The sequence below is a fragment of the Burkholderia sp. AW33-5 genome, assembly GCF_053427615.1.
Genome location: NZ_JBSAXA010000001.1, coordinates 296,462 through 321,167, shown reverse-complemented (window position 1 = coordinate 321,167; position 24,706 = coordinate 296,462). Strand labels below are relative to the sequence as shown.

Below are 24,706 nucleotides of genomic sequence, written 5' to 3'. Positions count from 1 at the left end.
CACTTGCGCTTTCGTTGGCCGTTCTGTTCCTGATAACGCATCCTTATACAGGCATTCGGCACGACGCGATCCTGTACACCGCGCAGGCGCTGTATAACGCGCATCCCGAGCATTTCTCGCACGATCTGTTCTTTGAATTCGGTTCTCAGGATCACTGGACGATTTACGGTCGGATCTTCGCGAAGCTGATCTCGGCATTCGGGCTCCGCGCCAGCAATCTCGCGTGCCTGATCGCGATCCAGGCGCTCTGGTGGAGCGGCATGTGGCGCCTGGCGAAGAAACTGCTGCCCGCCCCGTGGCACTGGCTCGCGATGTTCCTCGTCGCCTGCATGCCGTCCGATTACGGCGCCGGCCTGGTCTTTTCGTATGACGAAGGATTTCTCACCGCCCGGCTTCCCGCCGAAGCACTCGGCCTGTGGGCGATTGCGTCGATGCTCGAAGGCCGTCATCGCATTGCCATCGTGCTGACGATCGTCGCAACCGCCGTTCACCCGCTGATCGGCGGCGCGTCGCTCGTCTTCGTCGTCCTCGGCCGGACGCCACGCGTGAAGTGGTGGCGGCTATTGCCGCTCGCGCTCATGATTTTCGCCGTCGTCGAGATGCCGCCGCTCAAGGTGTTCCACCTCTATCCGTTCGATCCGGAATGGCGGTCGATCGCGCGATACAACGTGCCATTCCTGTTCCCGACGTTGTGGTCGCTCACTGAATGGAACAAGGTGTGCTGGGCTATCGCACTTCCCGCGGCACTCTGTGCGAACCAGGCGCAGGATCACCGTGCGCTGTGGTCGAATCTCACGCTGATCGGCATTGCCGGCATCGCGCTCACCACGATCGCGGACCTGGCCGGACAGGACGCGATCTGGATACAGATGCAGCCGTGGCGCACGCTGTGGCTGCTGACGTTGATGCAATGGCCCGCGGCCATTTTGCTCGTGCGACGCGAACGCCACACACGGCCGACCCTGATCTGGCTGCTTGCGATCTGCTGGCTCCTGCTCGACGTCGGCGGAGGTTTCATCGCACTGGCGGTTGCCGCGACGCTCCACGCGGCAGCCCGTCGACGGGCGCCCGCCGCTCCCGGCGCGCGGCTTGCCGACCTCACCCCTCCGCTTCGCCGGATGTGGATCGGGACGACCGTCGCTGCCGCGACGATCTGGGTCATATACCAGTGCGCGTATCAGGTCGGTCGCGTCGCGTATCCGACCGGCAGCGTGATGTTCGACATTCCGTGGCTCGAAACGCTGATTCACACACACCTGGTCATCACGCTGGCCGCGGTGCTCGCCGTGCTCAATCTGTCGCGCAAACGAATCGCGGCCATCGGCTTGCCGATGATATTGGCCGCATTCGCCGCATACGGACTCGTCAATATCGACCAGCGGTCGGAAGCAGCAAGGATCCTGGAAGCCGGCGCCGACCGCGCCGACTTCACGCCGTTCGAAGGTACGGTCGCGCGCGGCGCCATCGTCTATTGGGACGGACCGGCGGACGAAGTCGTCTATCCGTGGCTGATGATGAAGACCTCGAGCTACTACTCGTCGACGCAGGCCGCGGGTCTGATCTTCCATCGCCGGACTACCTTCGAGGCGGTGCGACGGGTCGAACTGATCAAGCAGGACCCGCGCGCCGCACGACCGCGCGACGGGCACGACACCGACAGAAAGTCGACCGTGTTCGTGTCCAGGTACGAATACGTACCGCTCAACCGAGCGGGCATCCGGCACATCTGTGCAGACCCCGTGCTGGATTTCATCGTGTCGCATCGGCACTACCCGGAGTTGGCAACAGGCTACGCGTGGTCGCCCGAACCCGAAAACACGGTCTGGCTGTACGACTGCCGCAGCATCAGGACGACTGCCGAAGCTCAGGATGCATCGTCCGTGCGCATTCAACCGCTCGACCAGACGAACGCGATACCCGCACGACCGACCGCCCGAGGCGGCGCTTCCCCGCCTCGCCACGCGCAAGTGCGCGACGTCTGAACGGGACATCCGGATCATCGATTCGACATGGCAGTTTGCCGCCCGGCTGGAGCGGCCGATACGACAGTCAATGGACCAGCGACTTGAAACTCGGGGTGACAACATGGATCAATCAGTCGACGTACTCGTCATCGGCGCCGGACCCGGCGGCCTCACCGCCGCCTATCTGCTGACCAGGCAGACCGACCTGTCGGTCGCGGTCATCGAGAAAGATCCTCGGTATGTCGGCGGCATCAGTCGCACCGAACAGTTCGACGGCCACTGCTTCGACATCGGAGGACACCGTTTCTTCTCCAAGTCGGCGGACGTAGTCGCACTGTGGCACGAACTGCTCCCGGACGACTTCATCGAGCGACCGCGCAGCTCGCGCATCTTCTACCGGAACAAATTCTATCGATACCCGCTCGACGGCATCGAGGCCTTGCTGAATCTCGGCATCATCGAAAGCACGCGCTGCGTGCTTTCGTACCTCGCAGCCCGCGTCAAGCCCTGTCCAAACCCGAAGTCCTTTCATCAATGGGTCGCCAATCAATTCGGAGAACGACTGTTTTCCATCTTCTTCAAGACGTACACCGAAAAGGTCTGGGGCATGTCGTGCGACGAGATATCGGCCGACTGGGCCGCGCAGCGCATCAAGGGCCTGAGCCTGTCCACCGCCATCGTGAGCGCGGTAAAGCGCTCGCTCGGCATCCGCTCGGGCAAGTCCAACGTCAAGACACTGATCGAATCCTTCCATTACCCGCGCCGCGGCCCCGGCATGTTGTGGGAAGCCGCCGCCCGCAAGTTCCAGGATCAGGGCGGACAGCTGATGATGGGGCAGGCGGCCGGCGCAATGCAGTACGACGGCCTCACGCGGCGCTGGCTCGTCGAAACCGTCGGCCAGGACGGACAGACGAATCGCATCAGCGCTCGCGATGTGGTGTGCACCGCGCCGCTGCGCGAAACGCTTCGCGCGATTTCGCCCCGTCCGTCATCCGCGGCTGCCGCGTCGAGACTGCAGTATCGGGACTTCATCACGGTCGCGCTGATACTCGACCGGCCCGCCACCTTCACGGACAACTGGATCTACATCCACGACCCGTCCGTCAAGGTCGGGCGAATCCAGAATTTCGCATCGTGGTCGCCCGAGATGGTGCCCGACGCGGCGACGGGTGGCTGCCTGGGGCTCGAATACTTCTGCTTCGACGGCGATTCGATGTGGGAAAGCAGCGATGCCGACATGACCGAACTCGCGATCGGTGAACTCGAGAAAATCGGCCTGGCGACGCGCGACCAGATTCGCGGTTCGCGCGTCGTTCGTCAACCGAAGGCGTACCCCGTGTACGACGACGATTACCGCGACATCGTCGACGAGATCCGTTCGGATCTGGCCGAGCACTATCCGAACCTGCATCTCGTCGGTCGCAACGGCATGCACAAGTACAACAATCAGGACCATGCAATGATGACCGCCATGCTGACCGTCGAGAACATCGTCGCCGGGCACAAGCTTCGCGACGTCTGGGCCGTCAACGAGGACGCGGAGTATCACGAGAGCGGCACCGAACCGCAAGCCGGCGCATCGGGGTTGCGCGCGGTCCCCACCCGCACCGTTCAGTGGGGGCGGACATGATGTTTTCCGGCTACTTCGTCGTGAGCGCCGTGTCGCTCGTCGTCGACTGGGCACTGTTCCTCACGCTGGCCTCGGCGATGCAGATCGATGCCGGGATATCGGCGTCGGTCGCGTACCTGGTCGGGGGTGGCGTGAATTACGTGCTTTCGCGCCGCTTCGTGTTCCGCTCGACCACGATCGGCCGCCGGCAGGTCCGCGAAGCGCTGCTGTTCGCGGCGAGTTGCGGGTTCGGCTCGCTGCTGACCGCGGGCATCGTGCATCTGGCGGCGGGACTGGTCGGCAATATTGCCGCGAAATGGCTCGCGGTGATGGTCAGCTTCGTCACGCTGTACCGGGTCCGCAGGGTCGCCGTATTCAGGGTGCCAGGGGCGCGCGCGCCGGCCGCGATTCCGGCGACCGCGCGCCGGGAAGCCGGCGGGGACGCTTGTGTCGAGGCGACGGTTCGTTGAATGAGAGGGGATGGTACAGAAGCCAGTTCCGGGGCGGACCGATTGTCCGGCTGGCGTCAGGTCGATCGCGCTCGTGTGCCTGAACGACGGCGTCACCGCTTCCTCGGCGGCTCCGAATCGCGCTCTATTCATTCGGAGGCGATACGCCCTTCCCGACATAACCCGCGATCGCCTCCAGCACGCCGAGGTCCAGGTCTTGCACGCGCTCGGCGCCGAAATGGGACAGCCACTTGCGCCAAAGCGCAGTCTCGGCCGCCGTATATCCGGTCGCCGCACGAGGGTTCGTATCTTCCAGTGCTGAACGCTGGTCCATATCTTCTCCTTGATTGACGCGAGCCGGGGCGGTTGCCGCCGCCCCGGCATCAGAACGCCGTTAGACGGATTCCAGGGCGAGGGCGATACCCTGGCCGCCACCGATGCACAACGTCACCATCCCGCGTTTCACGCCATCGCGGCGCATCGAGTGCGCAAGGCGGGTCGTCAAAACGGCACCGGTGGCGCCGATTGCATGACCGTGCGCAATCGCGCCGCCTTCGACATTCACCAGCTCCTCGTCGATGCCGAGTTCCCGCATGACCGCGATCGGCACGGCGGCAAACGCCTCATTGATCTCGAAACGCTCGACGTCCTTCAACGACCAGCCGGCGCGGGCGAGCGCCATCTTGACGGCCGGCACCGGCCCGAGTCCGAACATGCCCGGCTCCACCGCCCCCACCCCATAGGAAACGAGCGTTGCGAGCGGCTCGATTCCACGCGCGTCGGCATACTGCCGATCCGCCACGATCATTGCCGCCGCACCGCTGTTCAATCCGGGCGCGTTGCCCGCGGTGATGGTGCCGTCGGAGCGAAACGCGGGCTTCAGTCTGGAGAGCGAATCGACCGTCGTGTCAGGCCGCGGCTGCTCGTCGCGCTCGAATTTGACAGTCTGTTTCCGCCCCTCGATTTCGACCGCGACAAGCTCCGGGTCAAATGCGCCGCGTCCTTGCGCCTGCGCGAAGCGCTGCTGCGAACGCTCCGCCCACCGGTCCTGCTGCGCGCGCGTGATCCCCATCGCTGCAACGAGGTCCTCCGTGTGCCATCCGGAATGCTGGTTGGAAAACGCGTCGACGAGGCCGTCCCCGAGCATGCTGTCGACGATCCCGGCATTCCCCATCCGGTGGCCCCATCGCCCGCTTTCCAGCAGATACGGGGCGCGGTCCATGTTTTCCATGCCGCCCGCCACCGCGACCGAGCCGAATCCAAGCCAGATCTCCTGCGCCGCATTCACGATGGCCTGGGCGCCCGACCCACACACGCGATTCACCGTAAGCGCAGGCACGGCCACCGGCACGCCGCCCCCGATGGCCGCTTGACGCGCGGGGTTCATCCTGTTTCCTGCCTGAATGACGTTGCCCATCACGACCGCCGCCAATTCCGCCGGATCGACGTTGCTGCGACGTACCGCCTCGCGGACCGCGACTGCGCCGAGCGCCGTCGCAGCAACGTCCTTCAACGTGCCGCCGAACGCGCCGATGGGCGTTCTGACGGGACTGCAGATCACTACCTGTCGTGCAACCATTTCCACACTCCATTCAAAGGTGGGTTCCGGCGGAACGGATGGCACCGCCGCCGCACGAGTCGCCTGCCGGGAAGGGATGCCGCTTCGCCTGCCCGGCACGCGTAACCACTGCGATTGTGCCGTCGGACACGAGGAAAGGCGGCGCGCGCCTCTCCATCACGTCAGATCGACACCATTTCGAAATCTTCCTTGCCGACGCCGCACTCCGGACATTTCCATTTGGCCGGAATGTCTTCCCAGCGCGTTCCCGGCGCGATGCCGTCCTCCGGCGCGCCCCGTTCTTCCGAATAGATCCAGCCGCACACCAGACACATCAACGTGCGCATCTCCACCGCAGTCGTGCTCATCTCGCCAACTCTCCCAAATTCGACGTCTGTCGCATCACAAACTCGCGCACCTGCTCGCGGACCCTCGCGTCCGACAGGATTCGCCCATGCCCCGCGCCCGGGGCCGGCCACAGCGTCGCATCCTGCAGGCCGGCCACTACCCGCTGCGCCTCGCAGTACGGCACCACCGAATCGGCCGGATCGTGCACGACCAGCACCGGAACGTCGAGCGACGCGCCGCGCGCGAGAATGTCCCAGTGGCTGACCGGTACGCCGTTGCGTCGATGCAGCTCCGCAAAAATGCGCTCGACCACCGGGCGCTGGAACGCCATGTCGCGGCTCGCCCAGCGCTCCAGCACCTCGGTCAACCCGCACGTCGGGGCGATCAGCACGATGCAGCGCAACGATGCGCGGCGCGAGCGTTCCGCCAGTGCGGAAACCGCCGCGATCGAACCGAGCGAATGCGCGATCACCACGTGCGCGCCTTCGATCGCGTCGAACACCGCGCCGGTCGCGCGGGTGAACTGCGTCATCGTCGTATGCTTGCCCGGCGAACGACCGTGAGCAGGCGCGTCGAATGACGCCACCGAAAAGCCCAGGTTCTGCATCGGCTTCACGAAGCTCAGCATGCTGCTGCTGTCGGTGCCCCAGCCGTGCACGAGCAGCACGCGCGACGCCCCGCCCTCCCAGTAATAGGCCCGGTCGATATCCGCATTGCCCTCGATCGGCGTCTCCGTGGCGCCGAGTGGCACCCGATCGCTGACAGGGAGCCCGTAGCCGCGCGTGAAGCCGAACGCGTCGGCCGCCCGGCTTCCGGCGATGCGCGGCGCGACGGCATTCAGCATCCCGAACGCGCGACGGCGGAGCCGCACGCGCAACGATGGCGCATTCGCCTTGCGCCGGGCGATCGGCGAGACTTCCGTATGGTTCACGGACACCATCACCGGCCCTCCGCCGCCGTGCGCGCGCCGACGGGCACGGCTTCCCGGGACAGGCTCCGGTAGTAGCCCGACTCGGTGTCGTAGAAATGGCAATGACGAATGACGTGCCAAAGATCGCCGAACGTGAAATCCTTTTCGCGGATCATGCCGGGGAACGCCTCCTTGAGCGCCGCCTGGGCCTTCGGCAGGTTGTAGAACGGTACGATCGGCGCGACGTGGTGCGCCGTATGCACCGAAATGTTGTGCGTCATGAAATGCAGCCACTTCGGATACCGGTAGTCGGTCGTCACGAGCAGGCGACTGGCGTTCGGCGTCCAGTGCTGCGACGGCAGGAACGGGATGTCGTCCGACGTGTGGTGCATCAGCGTCGTCGCGCTGAACCACGCGTGAATCATGAGCCACGGCACGACGAAGTACAGGAACAGGCCCGTGACGCCCGTGAAGTAGATCAGCGCCGGGAAGTAAAGCGCCGACGCGATCAGCACGAACGCAATCGAGCGTTTCACGTCGCGCCGCATCTCGCGCTTCGGATAGAAGCCCGGACGGAATCCCGACTCCTTCCAGTAGCTGACCGTGCCCGCCCAGAACAGCCACTTGCGCGTACCGGCGTACTCGAGACGCTTCAGGAACGACATGCGATCGTAAAGCGGCGCGGGAATGGGTCGCCAGTCCGTGTCGAGTTCGAGGTTGTTGGTGTTCGCGTGATGCAGGTTGTGCGTATGGCGCCACGCGTGGAACGGATACAGCAACGGCAGAAGCGACAAATGACCGATCGCCAGGTTGAACCATCGAGAGCGGGAGAACGAGTTGTGCCCGCAATCGTGCGCGATGCAGTGCAGCCCCCAGCCGCCCAGACCTGCGAGCAGCCACAGCGGAACGTAGAACAGCCAATGCGGTGCGTACGCGATGCCGACCAGCGCGCCGATGTACGCGGCATAGCTCACCACGAAACCGAGAACGCCGCGCCACGCACGCGGCTCGTACAACGACTTTGGAATCGCGTCGGTGAGCCGCACGCCCTCGAGCGCCTTCGACTTCTGCAGGAATTCGTCGAAACGCGCGGGCGGCGCGCTCGGGAAGGTGAATTTGCTTGTCATGTCGATCTCCCGCTTATGCAGCCTGCAAGCCGAGCTCGGTCGACAGGTGGCGCGCCAGTTCGTCGATGCTGTTGTGTTCGAACAGCAGCGCCGGCGACAGCCGCTGCTCGACGACCTTCTCCAGATCGCCCGACACCTGCACCGCGACGATCGAATCGAGGCCGTATTCGTCGAAGCGCTTCGCGGGGTCGATGGCAGCCCGGTCCACCTTCAACTGCCTGGCGAGCCGGTCGATCAGCCAGCTACGAATCGACGCTTCGGTGAGGGGGCCGATATCGGCGGCCACCGCCTTCTTGCGGCCGAACAGACCACCCAGAATTCCAGCTTGAGACATGATGAAAAATCCTTCTATACGAGGGAAATGAACGAAATGACGACGGCAAACCTTCTTCAATACGGCTGCTTGGCGAGCTTGCGGATTGCCGCAGGCCCGGGTTGGCGCAGGTCCCACACGACGCCCAGCTTGCCGAGCGTCCACAACACCCACGCGCTGAGATCCGGCTCGTACCACTTCACCGAGTGGCGATACGACGCGGGGAACGCGTGGTGGTTGTTCTGCAGGCCTTCGCCGAACGTGAACACGGCGACCGTCCAGTTGTTCGCGCTGTTGTCGTCGGTCTTGAACGGCCGTCCACCGAACATGTGGCACACCGAACCCACGCACCAGGCAGCCTGGTTGGCCAGAAAAATCCGCGCGAACCCGCCGAACAGCAGGCCGTTCCACGCGCCGTGCCAGGAGCCGGCAATGGCGCCGCCGATCCCGGCCGGCAGCACGAGACCGAGCACGATCCACCAGACGTAGGTACGGTGATAGAAAAACAGACGGCGATCGCGCAACACATCGGGGGCGAAGAACGTCCAGCCCGATACGTCCGCGGCCAGCATCCACGGCATGTGCGCATACCAGAGGCCGCGCAGCTTGGCGAACAGCCCCTGCCCGACCAGGTTCGGCGAATGCGGATCGCCTTGCTGGTCGCTGTACAGATGATGACGACGATGCGTCGTCACCCAGAACATGATCGGGCCTTGGGCGGCCATCGACCCGCAGATCAGCAGCAGTCCCTCGAACCATTTCGAAGTCCGGAACGTCTTGTGAGCGAGGTACCGATGGAAGCCCATCGTGATCCCGCCCATGTGCAGAAAATAGAACACCCCGAACAGCACCAGATCGGTGATGGTGAAGTCTCCCAGCACGAGTTGGCGTGCCGCCAGCGCAAAGCCGGCGAACGGCACCAGCATCACGGCCAGGGCGGTATAGCGCTTGATGCGCGCCCCACTGCCCTTTAGCGGCGAAACACCGGGGATCTGACCGTCGGCGGCCGACAGCCCGCCGGCGGCAGTCACGCCGGGTGCAACCTGAATCGACGAATTCATAGGATTCTCCAAACGCTAACAGGATTACGGCGAAGTTGAGGGAGCCGCCGCGCGGCGCTTCGGGGCGTAGCGCACCTCCGTGACGAGCCCCAGCGCGTCGAGCAGGCGGATGATCCAGGCGGAGGGATCGAGTTGCCAGAACGCGTGATCGTTGTTGGCGAAGGCCGGCTGCGCGTGATGGTTGTTGTGCCACGCGCCGCCCACCGAAACGATGGCGAGCAGGCCCAGATTGCGACTGTGGTCGCGCGTCGCGTGCGGACGGGTGCCGATGGTGTGGCACAGGGAATTGACCGCCCACGTCGACTGATCGAGCAGGAAGATCCGCGCGAGCCCGCCCCAAAGGAAGCCGCCGACGGCCCCGGACAAGGCCTGCCCGGCCGGCGCGAGCAGCGCACCCGCGAGCGCGGGGATGGCGAGGCCGAGCATCACCCACCACGCATATCGAAGATTGAGATTGACGATCAGGCGGTCGCGCAGCAGGTCCGCGGCATACGCACTCCAGTTCTCGCGCCGCACGGTGAACAGCCAGCCCACGTGACCGTGCCAAAGGCCCGCGAGCCGGCTCGGCTTGCCGTGCCGGTTCGCGCGCGGGCGCGGCGAATGCGGATCGCCGTCCTGATCGGTGAACGCGTGATGCATCCGGTGCGTGGCGGCCCAGAACAGGATCGGCCCCTGGGCGGCCATGCTGCCGAGTATGCCGAGCATCACGGTGACGATCGGTCGCCCCTTGAACGAGCGGTGCGAAAAATATCGATGCATGCCGGTTTCGACGCCGATCGCGGTCGAGAAATACATCACCGCCAGCAGCACGAAGTCTGTCGCGCGCATGCCGTATATCCACGTGTAGGCGATCGCCAGCGCGAAACCGAGCGCGGGAATGCCCACGGTCAGATAAGCAAGCCGGCGTGCGCGCACGTCGGTGTCGGCTTCCGCGACAGCGGCGGTTGCCGATGTTCGCGAAGCCAGGGAATCCGCTTCAGCCATGACTGGCTCCGAAGAAATGGAATGTGAAAATGAAGTGTTGGCGGACGGCTTACGTGCGTGCCTCGAGCACGCTCAAGCGACCTTGCTGGAACGCCTGCTTGCACGCTTGCCGACGCACCTTGCCGCTGGTCGTGAGCGGAATCGAGCCGGTCGGTCCCAGGTGCACCACCGCCGGTGACACCCCGTGGTCTCGCGTGACCGCCAACGTGATCGCCGCGCGCACCTCGCGCATTTGCTCGGTATTCAGCCGGCGCGAGCGCTTGAGTTCTGCAACGATGACGAGCGACTCGGAAGGACCGCCGTCGATCGAGAACGCCACCACGCCGTTCGTGCGAATCGCGTCGTGCGCCGATTGCACCGATCCCTCGATGTCGTTCGGATAGAGATTGCGCCCGGCGACAATCACGATGTCCTTGATCCGCCCGGTCACGAACAGCTCGCCGTCGTTCAGAAAGCCGAGATCGCCCGTGCGGAGGTAGCGCACGGATCCGCCCTCGCCATCTCCGTCAGCTGGCGTGGCCGCGAAAACGTCAGCGCTGTCGCCGCGGTTCAGATAGCCCGCGGCGACGTTCGGGCCACTGAACCAGATTTCACCGATGGTCCGGTCCGGCTGTACGCGCTTCGTCTCAGGGTCGACGATCAGCAGCCGATGCCCGACTGCCACCGGTCCACATCCGACCAGCGTGGTACGCCCGCGCACATCGGATTCCGGCGCGTGCAGCTCGCACCTGCCGTGAGCAAGTGCCTCCTTGTCGACGTCGATCAGGGTGATCGGCGAACGCCCCACCTTGCCGGATACATAGAGCGTCGCCTCGGCCATGCCATAGCAGGGCACCACGGCGCGGCGCTCGAAGCCATACCGGCCGAAGCGCGCGAAAAAACGTTCGAGCGTCGCGTGGCTCACCGGCTCCGCACCGCAGAATACGTGCTGCAGCGAGCCGAGATCGAGCGTGTCCGCCTCTTCCTCGCTGATGTTGTCGACGCACAGGTCGAACGCGAAATTCGGCGCGACGCTGGTGGTCACGCGATAGTCGCTGATTGCCTTGAGCCAGCGATACGGCCGCTGGACGAAATGCTGCGGCGACAGGATCACGAGCGGAAAACCGCTGAACACCGCGAGCAGCAGCGCGCCCATCAGTCCCATGTCGTGATACGGCGGCAGCCACGTGCATCCGACACGGTCGCGATCGGGCCCGATCCGTTCGGCGATCACCGCGCAATTGCTGACGAGATTCTCGTGCGTGACGACTACGCCCTTGGGCTCGCCCGTCGATCCGGACGTGTACTGAAGCAGCGCCGGCCGGTCCAGGTCGACACGCCACTCCAGCGGGCCCCCAACGCCATATGCCGATGCTTCGATTTCGTGGAACGCGCTTTCGTCGAGCGTCAGCAACGCGGGCGCGGCACGCTGACCGCCGTAGAGCTCGTCGAGCTGTGGCTGCAGTGAGCGATGTAGCTTGCCGGCGATGACCACGTCCGGGTGAGCGTCGCGACAGATCGATGCGAAGCGGGCCACCGCGCGCGCGCCGGCCGGTGGAAACGAGGGTACCGCGGTGGCCCCCGCCAGCAGAATCCCGAACAGCGCCGCGACGTAACCCAGACCGGGTTCGAGCAGAAGCAATACGCGCCGGTCGTGCAACGGGTGCTGCAGAACCATGTCCCGCACATGGACGGCAGCGGCAGCGAACTGCCCGTACGACCAGCTCACGACATCGTCCTCGCCGTCGCGAAGAAAATGAAATGCGATCCGCTCCGGCGTTTGCTCGGCACGCTCTCGAAGAATGTCGAGCAGGGACGAGCGCTCCGCTGTCGCAGCGGAGGGGAAAATACTACCGGTCATCATGAGGCCCTCGGATAATCGATGTTGTTTTTGTGAAAGCTTTGTACACGAACCGTTGCCGGACGATCCGCGCCCCTCAGCGTGCCACCGCGGATGCAAGCGCTCGAGGTCGCGTATCCACCGGCGCGCACAGGATCGCGGTAGCCAGGCCAAGCGCAATCTGCAGATAACAGAGCGTGTGGAATTCGGCGAGGCGCGTTATCGCGTTACCGGTGATCGCGACAGTCAACGCCACGCCGAACACGGATCCCACCTGGCGTATCGCCTGGTTGACGGCCGAGCCGACACCGAATCGCGCCGGCGGCAGATGCGCGACGGCCGCCGCGGACAGCGAAGGCATGACCATGCCGACCCCCAGCCCGGTGAGGAGCGCGCCCGGCAGCCACGCATGCACATAATCCGGATTCACCCCAGGCACCAGCGCGAACCATATGCTCGCTGCCGTCGAGATCAGGCTGCCCGTCACCAGCAGAACCCGGTGCCCCGCGCGCGCCGCGAACCGTCCGCACACGATCGCCGTCGGAACGACCAGCAGCGGCCCGGGGCTGCCGGCCAGTCCCGCACGCGTCAGCGAATACGACCAGACTCCCGTGGTGAACAGGAACGTCTGAAAGAACATCATCGCAAAGCCGATCGCGAAACACAGCGAAGCCAGATTGATGTAGCAGTAAGTCCGATCCCGAAACAGCGAGAGATCGATTGCCGGCGACCGTACCGTGCGAGCCCATGCAACGAATGCCGCCAGCATGCCCATCCCGCCTGCGATCGCGAATGCCACTTCCGGCGAAGTCCAGCCGACCGCCTCGGATCGCACCAGACCGACCGCGATGGAACCGACGCCGAGGATCAGCAGGACGACACCAACCAGATCGAGCGGTGCACCGCGCTCGGGATCGCGCGACTCGTCGAGCATGCGCCACCCCCGCCATAGCGCGATTGCGCCAAACGGCAGGTTGAGAAAGAACGCCCAGGGCCAGCCGAAGCGATCCACCATGAACGAGCCGACGCTTGGACCCAATGCCCCGGCCACCCCGCTGACCGCGCCCCACAAGCTCACGGCCACGGACCGCTTGCCGACCGGAAACGCCGCGAGCAGGATCGACAGCGATGCGGGCAACAACAGCGCCGCCCCCGCGCCTTGCACCGCACGCATTGCCCAGAGCATCTCGACATGCGTGGCGATCCCGCAGCCGAAAGATCCTCCCAGGAACATGGCGAGTCCAAGCAGGAACGTGCGCTTGCGTCCGCGCAGGTCGGCGAGGCGGCCCGCCGGCACGAGCAACGCGGCGAAGACGAGCGTGTACGCGTTCAGAACCCACGACAGGCCGGCAGAGTCGGTATCGGGAAACGCCTGTCGCAAAGCGGGAAATGCCGCATACAGCACGGTCACGTCGATCGAGACGAGAAACACCGCAACACTGGCGATCCAGAACACCGGCCACGGCGAAATCGAGCTCGGCTGCGCCTGCGCGGCGGACACGCTGGGTCCGTTCATGGACTTAACCCTCGCGAAGCTGAACGGGCGTCACGTCGTCATTCGATTCGGATTCCGATTCGAAATACGACCGATCGAGAAACGGGAGCGTTCGCGCCCGCATCCGCGCCTGAAACAGCGCGACGACCGGCCACGGGCGCATCGCCATTGCCATGCCCTTGACCGTGCGCTCGTCTTCCCAGTAGATGACGTTCGCCACTTCCAGCGGCAGCCCGCCGACCTCGCCTGTCCAGAGGCTCAGCGTCGTGGCGTTTGCCGACAGACGCGGCCCGCTCGCACGTCCGCCGTACACCGCCATCGAATGGCCGCACACGCGCTCGACGTCGTCACGGCCGCGAATCGGTTTGCAGGCCACCGGACTGGTCAGAAACATCTCGTCGACGATGGGGAACGGCAACTTGGCGTCCAGCACTTCGTCGGCAGGTATCGGCGGCAACGCCGTTTCGATTCCCGGCGGCAGCACCCACGCGTCTGCGTCGACGAGATCCCGGCTCGCGTCATACAGCGCGCGGCGCACCGGTGCGGGAAACGAGCCGAGGAAGATGTCGACCTGGATGCGTGTACCGGACCGGCGCGCCACCGTCACGCCGCGAATCTGGCGGCCCTGGAAGAGGCCGTGCCATTCGCGCCCGCCGATGTCCGCACCGCTCCACGCGTTTTTCGACTCGACTTCGGAAAAGATGCCGGCGGCGGCCATCGCAAGACGCTCGACGCGGTCGCGACCGACGATCTCTCCGAACGTCATGGGATGCAGCAAGCCGACTTCGTCCTGCGCCGACATTCCGAGTTCGCCGAGCAACTCGCCGACATAAAGGCTGGACTGTCCTTGGTGACGCATCGTCGCTTCCTTCTCGATCATCGTCGTTTCCTCTTCCGCGTGCGGCACGCGCTCCGTCCCGACGTGCGTCATACGGCCGCTCGAATGGATGCGTTCGCACCCATTCGCTCCAATATCCGCCGCGCGGCGAACGCCGGGCGATCGAGCTGGATGTCGATCATCGGCGCCGTGGGGCTCCAGTTCGCCTGCAGGCTCTCCGCGACATCCTTGTCCTCCATCACGGTGGCGAACACTTCCTTCGCGGTGAACTCGGTAAACCGCTCGTTGTCGACGTCGAAATCGCGATGCATGCCGACGAAGACATGCGTCGTTGTATCCGTCGCGGGCGTGAAGATCGTCGTCGTATAGACATGGAAGACCTGGCCGCTCGAATCGTCGCAGGCGTGAGCCCTCGTTTCGACCCGCGTGTTGCCGATGGGCCAGTAGAGCACCTCCTGGAAGCGGTCGATGTAGTCGAGCTTCAGGATATGGGTGTAGAGCGGCGGCGTCTTCTCGCGGCGCAGGTAGCGGCGCACGCGGACTTCATCGTCGTTGATCACGATTTCGGGCGGCGTCTCGACGATGTCGAGCGAGCCGAGCGTCTTCGCATGCACGAAGGCGGCGTGCGAGATGTCGAGGATGTTGTCGATGCCGAACAGGTAGCTGCACGCGATCGTGCAATAGCTCATCTTCCCGGCAAGCTCGGGCGCCGAACAGACCCAATGGTTGGGGATCGCCGCCTCGTCGGCCTTGTCGGGCTCGCCGGTCCACAGCCAGATGAAGCCGTATTTCTCGACGGCGGGGAACGACCGCACGCGTGCGCCCTTCGGGATCACGGTCTGGCTCGGAATGCTGACGCACGCGCCGGAGCAGTCGTACCGGAGCCCGTGATACCAGCACTGGAGTTCGTCGCCGACCACGCGCCCCCGCGATAGCGGAACCTGCCGGTGCGGGCACCGATCCTCGAGCGCGACGATCTGATTCGCCTGCGTACGGTACATGACGATCTTCTGGTTCAGAATCGTCCGGGCAAAGGGCTCCCTCTGGACTTCCGATGAAAGTGCTGCTGCGTACCACGCATTCTGGATAAACATTGATTCCTCACTTTGCTACATGGGCGGCGGTGGCACACCGACGCGAGCTCGAGTCGCCGTGTGCGTTCGTGATCGGTTCTATCTGCGCGCGACGGCGACCATCCGGTCGTCGTCCCGGGCGTCGGCTCCGGCCGCTTCGCGATCGAGACGGCCGTCCGCCATCTGCTCGAGAAATTCGTCCGACGCGGACTGCAAATTCACGCAGGGATACTGAAAGCGGCCGGTCGTATAACGAAGCGCGCCCAGGAAGGACAGCTCGACCGGCGCGCCTTCCGCCTCGAACAGCCCGTGCGACGCCAGGTACGTGTGAAGCGCGGGCAACCGGTAGCACGGGACGGCCGGATACTGGTGGTGTTCAAGGTGGAAGTTGCTGCCGAAGAACAGCGCCGTATAGATCGGCGACGTGTAGCTGCGACTGTCGCGATATCGCCCCGGCACGGTATCCGTGTGTTCGATGTATGCGCGGATGGTGCTGAATACGTACACCCCGATATACGGAATCAGCATGACCGTGAAACCGAGCCACAGCGAGCGATGCCAGATGAATCCGTAGGCCGTTATCGCGCACAGGCTCAGCGCGATGTTGATCCGCGAGATCCAGCGCATTTCGCGCTGGCTGAACGGCAACCGCGTGTTCTCCGGCCACGGCAAACCTGCCGCCATGCGCGCGGCGTTCCGCGTGTAGATCCGCACGCCCTTGGAACGCGCGAGAAAGAAGCGCGACCAGAAGGTTCTGTACTGCGAATAGATCTGCACATCCGGATCGATGTCCTGACCGGTGAAGCGATGGTGCTTCCAGTGCGTCATGCTGAAGCCCACGATCAGGAAACCCGGCACCAGCGACGAGCAGATGAGCGCCAGCGCGGCGCTCACGTACTTGTTGCGATGCAGGTTCGTGTGCATCCCCTCGTGCCCGACGAAGGTCAGCAAATGCATGCCATGTCCGCCGATCACACCCAGGACGATGGCCAACGCAATTCGGACCGGCGTCGACATCGGGATATCGACGACGGCGAACGCCACTGCGGCCGGAATCAGGAAGAACGCGAGCGCGTGCGCGAGATAAAGGATCGTGGCAACGGTGCTGATCCGGTGGAAGTGCCGTGGCAGCTTGAGCCGCGACAATGCGACGTCACTGTCCAACGTGGCTGCGATGGTCATGGCCTCTCTCCTCGATTGATGCGATGCAGGGCCGGCGATTGGCGAACGTGCCGCGCCGTGGCTTGAAATCGCGTGGCCGCAACGACCACGCACCGCTGTTGCGCGCGTTCAAATGGATTCCCCGACTGATACGTCGCGCTCGACGCCGACGGCAAACGATTCCAGCTCGTCCGACTCGCGCACGCGGGACCGCCGGGCGCGCGCCTCCTCCGCGAGCTGCACGCGCCGCGCCATCTCGGCGCGAATCGCCTCGCCTCGCCGGGACATGTCGATCAACGGCTGGATCACGCCCGTTTCGCCGCCGGCCATTGCCTCGTCCGCCCACTTCTTGATATCGCTCGGATCGAATACGGCAAACGGCGAGCACTCGCGATTCTGCGAAGCGAGCAAACGCGCCTGCAGTTCCGGATCGTTCGCAAGCTTGCGGTAAAGGATCCGGCTGAGCGGATTGTTGTGGCCGAGTGCGCCGCGGCCGCGCGAGTATTCGAACAGGTCGATCGAGGTCGCGTCGCGCTGGCGCCAGTAGCACTCCAGCGCATGCTCGTCGCCCTCGACGATGGCCTGGGCGAGCGAGCGCGCATCGCGAAGTGCGTCGGTAATCCCGAATCCCGGCGACGGGTCCATGAAGAGGCCCGCATCGCCCACGAGGGCCCAGCCGGGCCCTGCGGCCTGACGGAAGAAAAAGCGCAGCTTCAATGCGCCGAGCACCTTGCTGGCGGGCGCGTCGGCAACCAGCGGCGCAGTGTGACGGTTGCCCTTCAGCGTCTCCGTGAGCTTCTCGAGCACACGGCCCTTCCATTCCGGCAACTCCATTTTCGGGAACGCCACCCCGATCAGCAGCAGATCACGGTTGGTCGGAAAAACGAAGACGATGTCGTCGCCGAAGGTGCAGTTCATCGCCCCGCCGCGATAGCGCGGATCGGTGTCGAACCAGTCCGGCCGCGGCCAGTACGCCCAATACATTGCACGCGGGCCGTCGTAGCCGTGGTACTCCTCGGCACCGACGAGGTCCGCCATCGTCGAGTGCTGGCCATCCGCGCCCACCACGACCCGCGCCCGGATCTCTTCACGCACGCCGTCATGTTCCACCACGGCGCCCGTCACCCGTTCGCCGTCGCGCAACAGACCGACCAGCCGGGTCCGCGTGCGGACCTGAGCCCCCGCCGCCCGCGCCTCCTCCAGCAACAGCGCATCGAGATCCATCCGACGCGGACAGGAGCAGCCTCCGCCGACGGGATACTCGATGCAGCCGAGCACGTCGTCGCCCCCATACATCATGCTGGGCACCGGCGGCGCGAAACGGCGAACCTTGTCGCCAAGCGCCAGTTCGTCGAGGAGCGCCATGCCGTAAGGCGAAATCCAGTGCGTGGACAATGGCTGGTCGCTCGGGAGATTGCTCGCATCGATTGCCAGAACGCGCTTGCCCGCGCGCGCCAGATGAATCGCGAGCGTGGCGCCCGCGCAGCGAGCGCCAACGATGAGGGTGTCTAACACGGAGAATGTCCTTCGGATAACGATCGGAACCGGAATGGCACGTGACGCGACTTTGCCGTCGCCGTCACCATCGAGTCGATGAAGAAGCGGCGAACCATGGCACAGCGTCGGACACGGACGACACGACGTACTTGCGAAATCGGACGCGCACGCGAAGCCGGTGCGCGTTGCTCAATGCGCGCCCGCGGCGCGATCCGACGGATATCGCTTGAACAGCACCGACGCGTTCACGCCACCAAACCCGAAACCGTTGGACAGCGCGATTTCGACGGGAACGTGCCGGGCCGAGGGGCCGATCAGATCGAGTCCGGCGGCAGCCTCGTCGGGGTGCTCGAGATTCAGCGTTCCGGGCAGCACGCCATCCCGCAGCGCGAGAATGGAGAACGCCGCCTCGATCGCGCCGGCCGCCCCGAGCAAATGCCCGGTCGCCGACTTGGTCGATGAAATCGCCGGGCCGGCGCCCACGCCGAAGACCGTCTTCAGCGCCTCGATTTCTCCGGAGTCGCCGACCGGCGTCGATGTCGCATGCGCGTTGACGTAGTCGACCTGCTCCGGGGCGATGTCGCCCATCGCGAGGGCCAGTTTCATCGCGCGCATGGCGCCGGATCCGTCGTCGGGCCCGGCGGTCATGTGGTAAGCGTCCGCCGTGGTTCCGTACCCAATGATCTCCGCGATCGGGCGGGCGCCACGCGCGAGGGCGTGGTCGAGAGACTCGACCACCAGCATGGCGGCCCCCTCGCCCATGACGAATCCGTCCCGCTCGCGGTCGAACGGCCGCGACGCGCGAATCGGCTGATCGCCGAAGCCGGTCGACAGCGCTCGCGCCGCAGCGAATCCGCCCAGGCTCACCTTGTCGAATGCCGCTTCCGCGCCGCCGGCCAGCACGACATCGGCCTCGCCGTTCCGGATCAGGCGCAGCGCATCGCCGATTGCCTGCACGCTCGCCGCGCAGGCAGTCACGGGACAGCCGATCGGCCCGCGAAACTGATGCTTGATCGAAATCTGGCCGGCTGCCAGATTCGACAGAAAGAACGGAATGGTGAACGGCGACAGCCGGCGCACGCCGCGCGTCTCGCCGATTCTCACCGCCTCGGCCAGGCCCGGAAATCCGCCGATGCCCGACGCGACGACGGTGGCCGTCCGCTCGCGCTGACTTTCCGCCTGCGGCGCCCATCCCGCTTCCGCGAGCGCCTCGTCCGCGGCAACCATCGCCATCTGGATGAAGCGGTCCATCTTTCTCAGCTCCTTGTTCGGCACCGAGCTCTCCGGATCGAAACCGCCGTCGGGATCGTCGGCCTTCGACGGTACGGTCCCGCCGACCTTGGCGGGCAGATCGCCGACGATCTCGTCACCGAGCCGGCGAAGCCCCGACGATCCGCCGATCAGGCGCTGCCACACCAGTTCCTTGCCGCAACCCAGCGGAGACACAATGCCGATACCGGTTACCACCACTCGAAGCGTCATTTCACATTCCTCTCGCGGACCGGGACTTGCCGAGCCACATCGTTAAAGCTGTTCATCTTCATGCGCACCTTTTGAAACACTGCATGCACGCCCAATCACACGGCTTGCTCGAACGCATGCGACGCACGCAGACCGCGCGGCATGTCGAGCGGCAGGCCGTACTCCGATCCGTCGAGGTCCAGCGCGGAACGCGTCTGTTCATCGATCTCGATCCAGAACGGCAGAGTCGGCTTGCCTTCGATCATTTGGGGCGGCGCGGCGCGATGCACATTGACACCCATGCGCTTCAGCAGCCGTTCGTTACCGATCACGGAAAATGCAATGAGACGGTTCGCGCCATGTGCGTGCGCGACGCGGACGATTTCGGACATGAGCGCGCGCGTGTTTTGCCACGATGCTTCGGCAGTCAACGACTCGCCGCGCGGCATGCTCATCGCGAAGCGGGACAACTCCCAAACATCGCGCGCACGTGGGAGAGAAGCGTCGCCCATCAAATCCGAAAAAACATTACCGAGAAGATAGGGCTCGTCGGTCGGCAGCAATCGACCGCAACCGACAATTTCACTATTGCGATCGCAAGCGACAACGTAAAGGGTGTCCGCGTGATCGAAATCGTCAAATTCGATGCCATTGTCAGTCGGCAATGACCATCCGAGTTCCTGTATGAAGACCTTATGCCGAAACTTCGCGAGTCGATACATCATCTCGCGACTCAAATCAGCGCTTCGCCCCGACAATAAAGTCAACATCTGAAAGCCCTCTCTCTCATCTCAGAATTGTTAGCGCGATTGAACCCGAAATTGCCGTGGCAACATAGCTGCCCGAATGGGCAGGTCATGCGCTTTGGACGAGACTCATCGCGCCGAGTGGGCTGAAGCACGCCGGCGGGAAAACAGATTCCGGATTTAACTGGCGACGGGAAGCGGGGTGTTCGCGAACGAACTTCGCGAGCACGCCTGTCATGAACGGCTCGCGTGGTGCCGCGTCACGGCATGGATAATCGTGCCGCCATCGAAACTTCGCCGAGGCCGATGAGGACGATCGGCAGAAACTGGCGGTTGCGCGGCACGAGACATTAATGGCGAATCATTATTTACTCGCCGAGAAATAATGAGGCACCTTGAACACGAAATCAGTGATCGGCAACAATGGCCGACTCAAGTTCGCGTTGACGCATTCCCGAGCACAGCCAGTTCTGGATCAACGCCCGGCTGTATCGCGCGCCATAATCGCCGCCGTCCGTGTCGAGGAGCATGACGTTGCTGCTGACGTCGTCCGTCCCGACTTTCACTTCGGACCGCCCCGCTGCCACGTACCATACGCAGCCGACGCTCGCGGCGGGTTGCGTCTCGGTGCAGACCAGCTCGTAGTAGCCGGCATTGACGGCGCTGATCCCCTCACCCCATAAGTCATGTAGCAAATCCGGGGCTTGCTGACACATATGTTGGCGGAAACGCAGCGCGTAGAACGCGGGCAGGGTCAATCGCACATATCCGTCATTCAGCTTTTTTGGCATGTTCGTTCTCACAACGTGGCACCTGTTAAAATTCGCACGGCATAGTCTGACAAGATTAGCAGCGGAAGCCGGCCACAAGGTCTTTCAACGCTCGTAGCGCTCCTGTTACGCCTTGAATATCCGCTGCGATCACGTACGGGTTATTTACAATTATTACAGACCATCCGGGGAATGCCATTGCATCACGCACGGTCACCGCGAGCGGAAATTGCCCGATGACGCATCGATCATGAAGCAATTCCAGGATTTTCGAATTTGCGACTCCCGAAATTGAAACACTCTGTGCGATCCAGATATATATCTACCCACATGCAAGATCCCGAAATTCGATCAACGGAAAGTCCCTACGCCATCTCGAAATCGATTCGATAAGAATTTGCATTCGACGTCATGTTTGCCGCTCGATACGTCGAAGCGTGAGACCAACCCCCGAACGACTTTTGAAGGACCGGCCAACGCCCCCGGCGACACGATTCCTTGGGGCACGATTGACCGCAAAGGTAACGATATGCATGCATGGAAAGAAAAGTATCTGAATGGATACGCCGCGGCAAAATCCGAGGCCGACGTGTTTTTGGAGTTTTCGGCGGACGTGCGCGCCCTTGGATTCGAGTACTGTTCGTTCGGTCTGCGCATTCCGTTCCCGGTGACCAATCCGCAGTTCATGCTGCAGTCCAATTATCCGGAGACGTGGGTCACGCGCTATGTGAGTCAAAACTACTTTGCCGTCGACCCGACCGTCCGACACGGGCTCAGCCAGTTGATGCCATTGATTTGGCGTGCCGACACCCAGACTCAAAGCATCGAATTCTGGAAGGAGGCGGATCATTTCGGCTTGCGCCACGGCTGGTGCATGCCGTCCGTCAGCCGAACCGGCGCGATTGGACTCGTGACCATGGTGCGGTCGAGCGAGCCGATCGACGAGTGTGAGCTCGAGCAAAAGGGATACCAGATGTCATGGCTCGCGAACACGGCCAACTGTGCGATGAGCATGCATCTGCTCGCGCAGCGCGCGCCCGAATACGCCGTCGAGTTGACCGCTCGCGAGCGGGAGTCGCTGCAATGGTCTGCCGCCGGGAAAACCTACGTCGAGATCGGCAAGATCATGCATGTCGACGAGCGCACCGTGAAGTTTCACCTCGTCAATGCGATGCGCAAGCTGAACGCGACCAACAAGACCGAGGCCGCGGTCAAGGCGACGATTCTGGGACTCCTGTTCTGACGCCATTCTCTTCATCGGCCGCGCGGCGCCATGCCCGCGGGGCGGAAACACCGTCAAAACGGCCACGCCGGTTGCCCGTTCCAATGCCCGGCGGCCCCGCCCCCCGCCCCCGATTACCTAGGTAATTGACACGTATGGACCTAGGTAATTGGCGTCCCTACCATGGTTTTCGGCGCGAATCCAAGCGCCCACATGAAGAGGACACGACCATGACCACCCAGGACGTCGATACCCGCACGTTACGACGCGTGATCGCCGCAGCGTCGATCGGCAATTTCGTCGAATGGTTCGATTTCGCCGCATACGGCTTTCTCGCCACCATTCTGACGCGCGAATTCTTCCCCAGCGGCGACCCTACGATCGGGCTCCTGAAGACGTTCGCGGTGTTCGCGGTGGCCTTCGCGTTCCGCCCGCTGGGCGGCCTCGTCTTCGGCGTGATCGGCGACCGGATCGGACGCAAGCGCACCCTTGCGCTGACGATCCTGATGATGGCCGGCTCGACGACGTTGATCGGCCTGCTCCCGACCTACGCGAGCATCGGCTACTGGGCGCCGTTGCTGCTCACGATCATTCGCTGCGTCCAGGGGTTCTCGGCAGGCGGCGAATACGCCGGCGCATGCGCGTACGTGATGGAACACGCCCCGCGCCGCCGTCGCGCTTTCTTCGGCAGCTTCGTGCCGGTATCGACCTTCTCGTCGTTCGCTTGCGCGGCAGTGGTGGCCTATCTGCTCGAATCGTCGCTGTCGTCGCAGGCAATGGTCGAATGGGGCTGGCGCGTGCCGTTCCTGATCGCGGCGCCGGTCGGCCTCATCGGCGTCTACCTGCGTGTCAGCCTGAATGAAACGCCCGCGTTCCAGGCGCTCGAAGGCAAGCACGACATCGCGCATGCGCCGCTGATGGAAACGCTGCATTCGCAGTCGAGGAATATCCTGAAGCTCGGCGCGTTCGTGTCCGTGACGGCGCTGTCGTTCTACACGTTCACGACGTATTTCGCGACCTACCTTCAAGTGGCCGGGCACCTGTCTCGCGGCACGTCGCTTCTCGTGACGGTGCTCGCGCTCTTCTTCGCCGCGGCCCTGTGCCCGGTCGCCGGCTTCTTCTCCGACCTCGTCGGCCGCCGCGCGACGATCGCCACGACCGGCATCTTCATCATCGTGTCGGTTTATCCGGCGTTCTCGCTCGGCGGCTCGGGCGTGCTGTCGCAATCGTTGCTCGGCGTCGCGCTGCTTGCGATCGGCGCGGTGTTCTCGGGCGTGGTGACGGCGCCGCTGATGTCGGAAGTGTTCGCGACGAAAACGCGCTACACGGCATCGGCGATCACGTACAACCTCGCCTACACGATCTTCGGCGGTACCGCGCCGCTCGTCGCCACGTGGCTGATCGCCGCGACGGGGACCAACCTGTCGCCCGCGTACTACCTGATCGCCGTGTCGATCTTCGCGATGATCGGCGGCCTGGCGCTGCCGGAAACGTCGAAGACGGCACTCGAGGAAGCCGGTCCGGCGACCGCGGGCGCCGCGCGGGCCGCGAAGCGCGGCGTCGAAGGCGTCGTTTGAGCACGGGCCACGGATGAGTTGCCCGCAGGCACTACCGCTACAATCCGGCAGGAGCAAACCCGCCCGATAGCCTTGGTCCGAACACGGTTCGGACCCGTCGACACGATGCCGACCATGACCGACACGATGCCAAGCCTCGACTACGAAGATCTCTTCAGGCATCTGCCCGTCGCGGCCATCGTCGCCAGAGAACGCATCATGGTCGACTGCAACGAGAAGGCGCTGCAACTGTTCCGGGCCACCCGCGACGACATCGTCGACCAGTCGTTCGCGAAGCTGTATCCGCAGCGGAAGGACTTCGCGACGACGGGCCGCCGCCTCGCGCCGCTGCTCGCGAAACATGCGGGGTTCAGCGACGACCGCATCATGCGTCGCGTCGACGGCAGTCATTTCTGGGTCACCGTATGCGGCTTCGGCTACAACTCGAAGCGGCCCTTCGAGCTGGCCATCTGGACCTTCACCGACCTGTCGGAGAACGCGAAGCATCCCGACGTCGCCGGCACGTTGACCGATCGCGAGCGCGACGTCGCGGCATTCCTGGTTCACGGCCTGACCAGCAAGGAAATCGGCAAGGAACTGAGCATCAGCCCGCGCACGGTCGATATTCATCGTGCGAGCTTGTTGAGGAAGTACGAGGTACGCACGACCCACGAACTGATCACGTGCCTGCTCGCGTGAGTTGCGCGCGCAGGAACGGCGCATCCGGCATCCCCGCTCCGAAAAA

23 protein-coding genes are annotated in these 24,706 nt (G+C 64.2%); 6 read left to right on the top strand and 17 right to left on the bottom strand.

The window, feature by feature from the left end:
• Positions 1-14 precede the first annotated feature (14 nt).
• The 3 genes from ACV22V_RS01525 to ACV22V_RS01515 are packed head-to-tail and all read left to right on the top strand — an operon-like array spanning position 15 to position 4,043.
• Positions 15-1,982 (top strand): hypothetical protein, encoded by a 1,968-nt coding sequence (locus ACV22V_RS01525; RefSeq protein WP_448012796.1) that lies wholly within the window; start codon positions 15-17, stop codon positions 1,980-1,982.
• Complete coding sequence (locus tag ACV22V_RS01520) at positions 1,870-3,594, top strand: NAD(P)/FAD-dependent oxidoreductase (RefSeq protein WP_448012795.1); 1,725 nt, start codon at positions 1,870-1,872, stop codon at positions 3,592-3,594. The genes ACV22V_RS01525 and ACV22V_RS01520 overlap by 113 nt, the downstream gene beginning before the upstream one ends.
• Entirely contained in the window at positions 3,591-4,043 is a 453-nt protein-coding gene (locus ACV22V_RS01515; RefSeq protein WP_448012794.1) for a GtrA family protein, read from the top strand. The genes ACV22V_RS01520 and ACV22V_RS01515 overlap by 4 nt, the downstream gene beginning before the upstream one ends.
• Before the next feature lie 124 nt (positions 4,044-4,167).
• Here the strand turns inward: ACV22V_RS01515 and ACV22V_RS01510 are convergent, their stop codons facing one another.
• The 17 genes from ACV22V_RS01510 to ACV22V_RS01430 all read right to left on the bottom strand — a co-directional run bounded on the left by ACV22V_RS01510 (position 4,168) and on the right by ACV22V_RS01430 (position 21,204).
• Positions 4,168-4,356: a hypothetical protein gene (locus ACV22V_RS01510; RefSeq protein ID WP_059532213.1), complete on the bottom strand. Its 189-nt coding sequence runs from the start codon at positions 4,354-4,356 to the stop codon at positions 4,168-4,170.
• A gap of 60 nt (positions 4,357-4,416) precedes the next feature.
• On the bottom strand, positions 4,417-5,601 hold the full coding sequence (locus ACV22V_RS01505; protein WP_059690370.1) for a thiolase family protein: 1,185 nt from the start codon (positions 5,599-5,601) through the stop codon (positions 4,417-4,419).
• Positions 5,602-5,762: 161 nt separating this feature from the next.
• Positions 5,763-5,948, bottom strand: coding sequence for a rubredoxin (locus ACV22V_RS01500; RefSeq protein ID WP_448012793.1), 186 nt, complete (start codon positions 5,946-5,948; stop codon positions 5,763-5,765).
• Positions 5,945-6,868, bottom strand: a complete 924-nt coding sequence (locus ACV22V_RS01495) for an alpha/beta hydrolase (RefSeq protein ID WP_448012792.1) — start codon at positions 6,866-6,868, stop codon at positions 5,945-5,947. Before ACV22V_RS01495 ends, ACV22V_RS01500 begins: the two co-directional genes overlap by 4 nt.
• Entirely contained in the window at positions 6,868-7,965 is a 1,098-nt protein-coding gene (locus tag ACV22V_RS01490; RefSeq protein WP_448012791.1) for a fatty acid desaturase, read from the bottom strand. Before ACV22V_RS01490 ends, ACV22V_RS01495 begins: the two co-directional genes overlap by 1 nt.
• A 13-nt stretch (positions 7,966-7,978) precedes the next feature.
• A complete protein-coding gene (locus ACV22V_RS01485) occupies positions 7,979-8,299 on the bottom strand; it encodes an acyl carrier protein (protein WP_059532229.1) in 321 nt (106 codons plus the stop codon).
• 56 nt (positions 8,300-8,355) lie between these two features.
• Positions 8,356-9,339: an acyl-CoA desaturase gene (locus ACV22V_RS01480; RefSeq protein WP_448012790.1), complete on the bottom strand. Its 984-nt coding sequence runs from the start codon at positions 9,337-9,339 to the stop codon at positions 8,356-8,358.
• 24 nt (positions 9,340-9,363) lie between these two features.
• A complete protein-coding gene (locus tag ACV22V_RS01475; RefSeq protein ID WP_448012789.1) occupies positions 9,364-10,323 on the bottom strand; it encodes an acyl-CoA desaturase in 960 nt (319 codons plus the stop codon).
• Positions 10,324-10,372: 49 nt separating this feature from the next.
• Positions 10,373-12,166, bottom strand: a complete 1,794-nt coding sequence (locus tag ACV22V_RS01470; protein WP_448012788.1) for a fatty acyl-AMP ligase — start codon at positions 12,164-12,166, stop codon at positions 10,373-10,375.
• Positions 12,167-12,239: 73 nt separating this feature from the next.
• Positions 12,240-13,658 (bottom strand): MFS transporter, encoded by a 1,419-nt coding sequence (locus tag ACV22V_RS01465; RefSeq protein WP_448012787.1) that lies wholly within the window; start codon positions 13,656-13,658, stop codon positions 12,240-12,242.
• Positions 13,659-13,662: 4 nt separating this feature from the next.
• Positions 13,663-14,568: a hypothetical protein gene (locus ACV22V_RS01460; RefSeq protein ID WP_448012786.1), complete on the bottom strand. Its 906-nt coding sequence runs from the start codon at positions 14,566-14,568 to the stop codon at positions 13,663-13,665.
• Positions 14,565-15,569, bottom strand: coding sequence for an aromatic ring-hydroxylating dioxygenase subunit alpha (locus ACV22V_RS01455; RefSeq protein ID WP_448012785.1), 1,005 nt, complete (start codon positions 15,567-15,569; stop codon positions 14,565-14,567). Before ACV22V_RS01455 ends, ACV22V_RS01460 begins: the two co-directional genes overlap by 4 nt.
• A 78-nt stretch (positions 15,570-15,647) precedes the next feature.
• On the bottom strand, positions 15,648-16,730 hold the full coding sequence (locus ACV22V_RS01450) for a fatty acid desaturase family protein (RefSeq protein ID WP_448012784.1): 1,083 nt from the start codon (positions 16,728-16,730) through the stop codon (positions 15,648-15,650).
• A gap of 108 nt (positions 16,731-16,838) precedes the next feature.
• Positions 16,839-18,224, bottom strand: coding sequence for an NAD(P)/FAD-dependent oxidoreductase (locus tag ACV22V_RS01445; RefSeq protein WP_448012783.1), 1,386 nt, complete (start codon positions 18,222-18,224; stop codon positions 16,839-16,841).
• Positions 18,225-18,395: 171 nt separating this feature from the next.
• Positions 18,396-19,688, bottom strand: a complete 1,293-nt coding sequence (fabF, locus tag ACV22V_RS01440) for a beta-ketoacyl-ACP synthase II (protein WP_448012782.1) — start codon at positions 19,686-19,688, stop codon at positions 18,396-18,398.
• A 95-nt stretch (positions 19,689-19,783) separates the two neighbouring features.
• Positions 19,784-20,392, bottom strand: coding sequence for an acyl-homoserine-lactone synthase (locus ACV22V_RS01435; RefSeq protein ID WP_223962909.1), 609 nt, complete (start codon positions 20,390-20,392; stop codon positions 19,784-19,786).
• Between the two features lie 428 nt (positions 20,393-20,820).
• A complete protein-coding gene (locus ACV22V_RS01430; RefSeq protein WP_059532255.1) occupies positions 20,821-21,204 on the bottom strand; it encodes a DUF4902 domain-containing protein in 384 nt (127 codons plus the stop codon).
• Positions 21,205-21,598: 394 nt separating this feature from the next.
• On the opposite strand from ACV22V_RS01430, the gene ACV22V_RS01425 reads away from it, so the two are divergent.
• From ACV22V_RS01425 to ACV22V_RS01415, 3 genes are all read left to right on the top strand, one after another.
• Entirely contained in the window at positions 21,599-22,426 is an 828-nt protein-coding gene (locus tag ACV22V_RS01425) for an autoinducer binding domain-containing protein (protein WP_448012781.1), read from the top strand.
• A gap of 209 nt (positions 22,427-22,635) precedes the next feature.
• Complete coding sequence (locus ACV22V_RS01420) at positions 22,636-23,982, top strand: MFS transporter (protein WP_448012780.1); 1,347 nt, start codon at positions 22,636-22,638, stop codon at positions 23,980-23,982.
• A gap of 105 nt (positions 23,983-24,087) precedes the next feature.
• Positions 24,088-24,660 carry a PAS and helix-turn-helix domain-containing protein gene (locus ACV22V_RS01415; RefSeq protein WP_059532262.1) on the top strand — a complete coding sequence of 191 codons (573 nt, stop codon included), beginning with the start codon at positions 24,088-24,090 and terminating at the stop codon, positions 24,658-24,660.
• Positions 24,661-24,706: the final 46 nt, after the last annotated feature.

Excerpts from the sequence above, each read along its gene's own strand:
- ACV22V_RS01485 (WP_059532229.1), bottom strand. The coding sequence starts at position 8,299 with ATGTCTCAAGCTGGAATTCTGGGTGGTCTGTTCGGCCGCAAGAAGGCG.
- fabF (WP_448012782.1), bottom strand. The coding sequence starts at position 19,688 with ATGACGCTTCGAGTGGTGGTAACCGGTATCGGCATTGTGTCTCCGCTG.
- ACV22V_RS01415 (WP_059532262.1), top strand. The coding sequence starts at position 24,088 with ATGCCGACCATGACCGACACGATGCCAAGCCTCGACTACGAAGATCTC.
- ACV22V_RS01460 (WP_448012786.1), bottom strand. The coding sequence starts at position 14,568 with ATGACGCACGTCGGGACGGAGCGCGTGCCGCACGCGGAAGAGGAAACG.
- ACV22V_RS01470 (WP_448012788.1), bottom strand. The coding sequence starts at position 12,166 with ATGATGACCGGTAGTATTTTCCCCTCCGCTGCGACAGCGGAGCGCTCG.
- ACV22V_RS01520 (WP_448012795.1), top strand. The coding sequence starts at position 1,870 with ATGCATCGTCCGTGCGCATTCAACCGCTCGACCAGACGAACGCGATAC.
- ACV22V_RS01480 (WP_448012790.1), bottom strand. The coding sequence starts at position 9,339 with ATGAATTCGTCGATTCAGGTTGCACCCGGCGTGACTGCCGCCGGCGGG.
- ACV22V_RS01465 (WP_448012787.1), bottom strand. The coding sequence starts at position 13,658 with ATGAACGGACCCAGCGTGTCCGCCGCGCAGGCGCAGCCGAGCTCGATT.
- ACV22V_RS01510 (WP_059532213.1), bottom strand. The coding sequence starts at position 4,356 with ATGGACCAGCGTTCAGCACTGGAAGATACGAACCCTCGTGCGGCGACC.
- ACV22V_RS01455 (WP_448012785.1), bottom strand. The coding sequence starts at position 15,569 with ATGTTTATCCAGAATGCGTGGTACGCAGCAGCACTTTCATCGGAAGTC.
- ACV22V_RS01430 (WP_059532255.1), bottom strand. The coding sequence starts at position 21,204 with ATGCCAAAAAAGCTGAATGACGGATATGTGCGATTGACCCTGCCCGCG.
- ACV22V_RS01515 (WP_448012794.1), top strand. The coding sequence starts at position 3,591 with ATGATGTTTTCCGGCTACTTCGTCGTGAGCGCCGTGTCGCTCGTCGTC.
- ACV22V_RS01420 (WP_448012780.1), top strand. The coding sequence starts at position 22,636 with ATGACCACCCAGGACGTCGATACCCGCACGTTACGACGCGTGATCGCC.
- ACV22V_RS01505 (WP_059690370.1), bottom strand. The coding sequence starts at position 5,601 with ATGGTTGCACGACAGGTAGTGATCTGCAGTCCCGTCAGAACGCCCATC.
- ACV22V_RS01495 (WP_448012792.1), bottom strand. The coding sequence starts at position 6,868 with ATGGTGTCCGTGAACCATACGGAAGTCTCGCCGATCGCCCGGCGCAAG.
- ACV22V_RS01435 (WP_223962909.1), bottom strand. The coding sequence starts at position 20,392 with ATGATGTATCGACTCGCGAAGTTTCGGCATAAGGTCTTCATACAGGAA.
- ACV22V_RS01490 (WP_448012791.1), bottom strand. The coding sequence starts at position 7,965 with ATGACAAGCAAATTCACCTTCCCGAGCGCGCCGCCCGCGCGTTTCGAC.
- ACV22V_RS01475 (WP_448012789.1), bottom strand. The coding sequence starts at position 10,323 with ATGGCTGAAGCGGATTCCCTGGCTTCGCGAACATCGGCAACCGCCGCT.
- ACV22V_RS01450 (WP_448012784.1), bottom strand. The coding sequence starts at position 16,730 with ATGACCATCGCAGCCACGTTGGACAGTGACGTCGCATTGTCGCGGCTC.
- ACV22V_RS01500 (WP_448012793.1), bottom strand. The coding sequence starts at position 5,948 with ATGAGCACGACTGCGGTGGAGATGCGCACGTTGATGTGTCTGGTGTGC.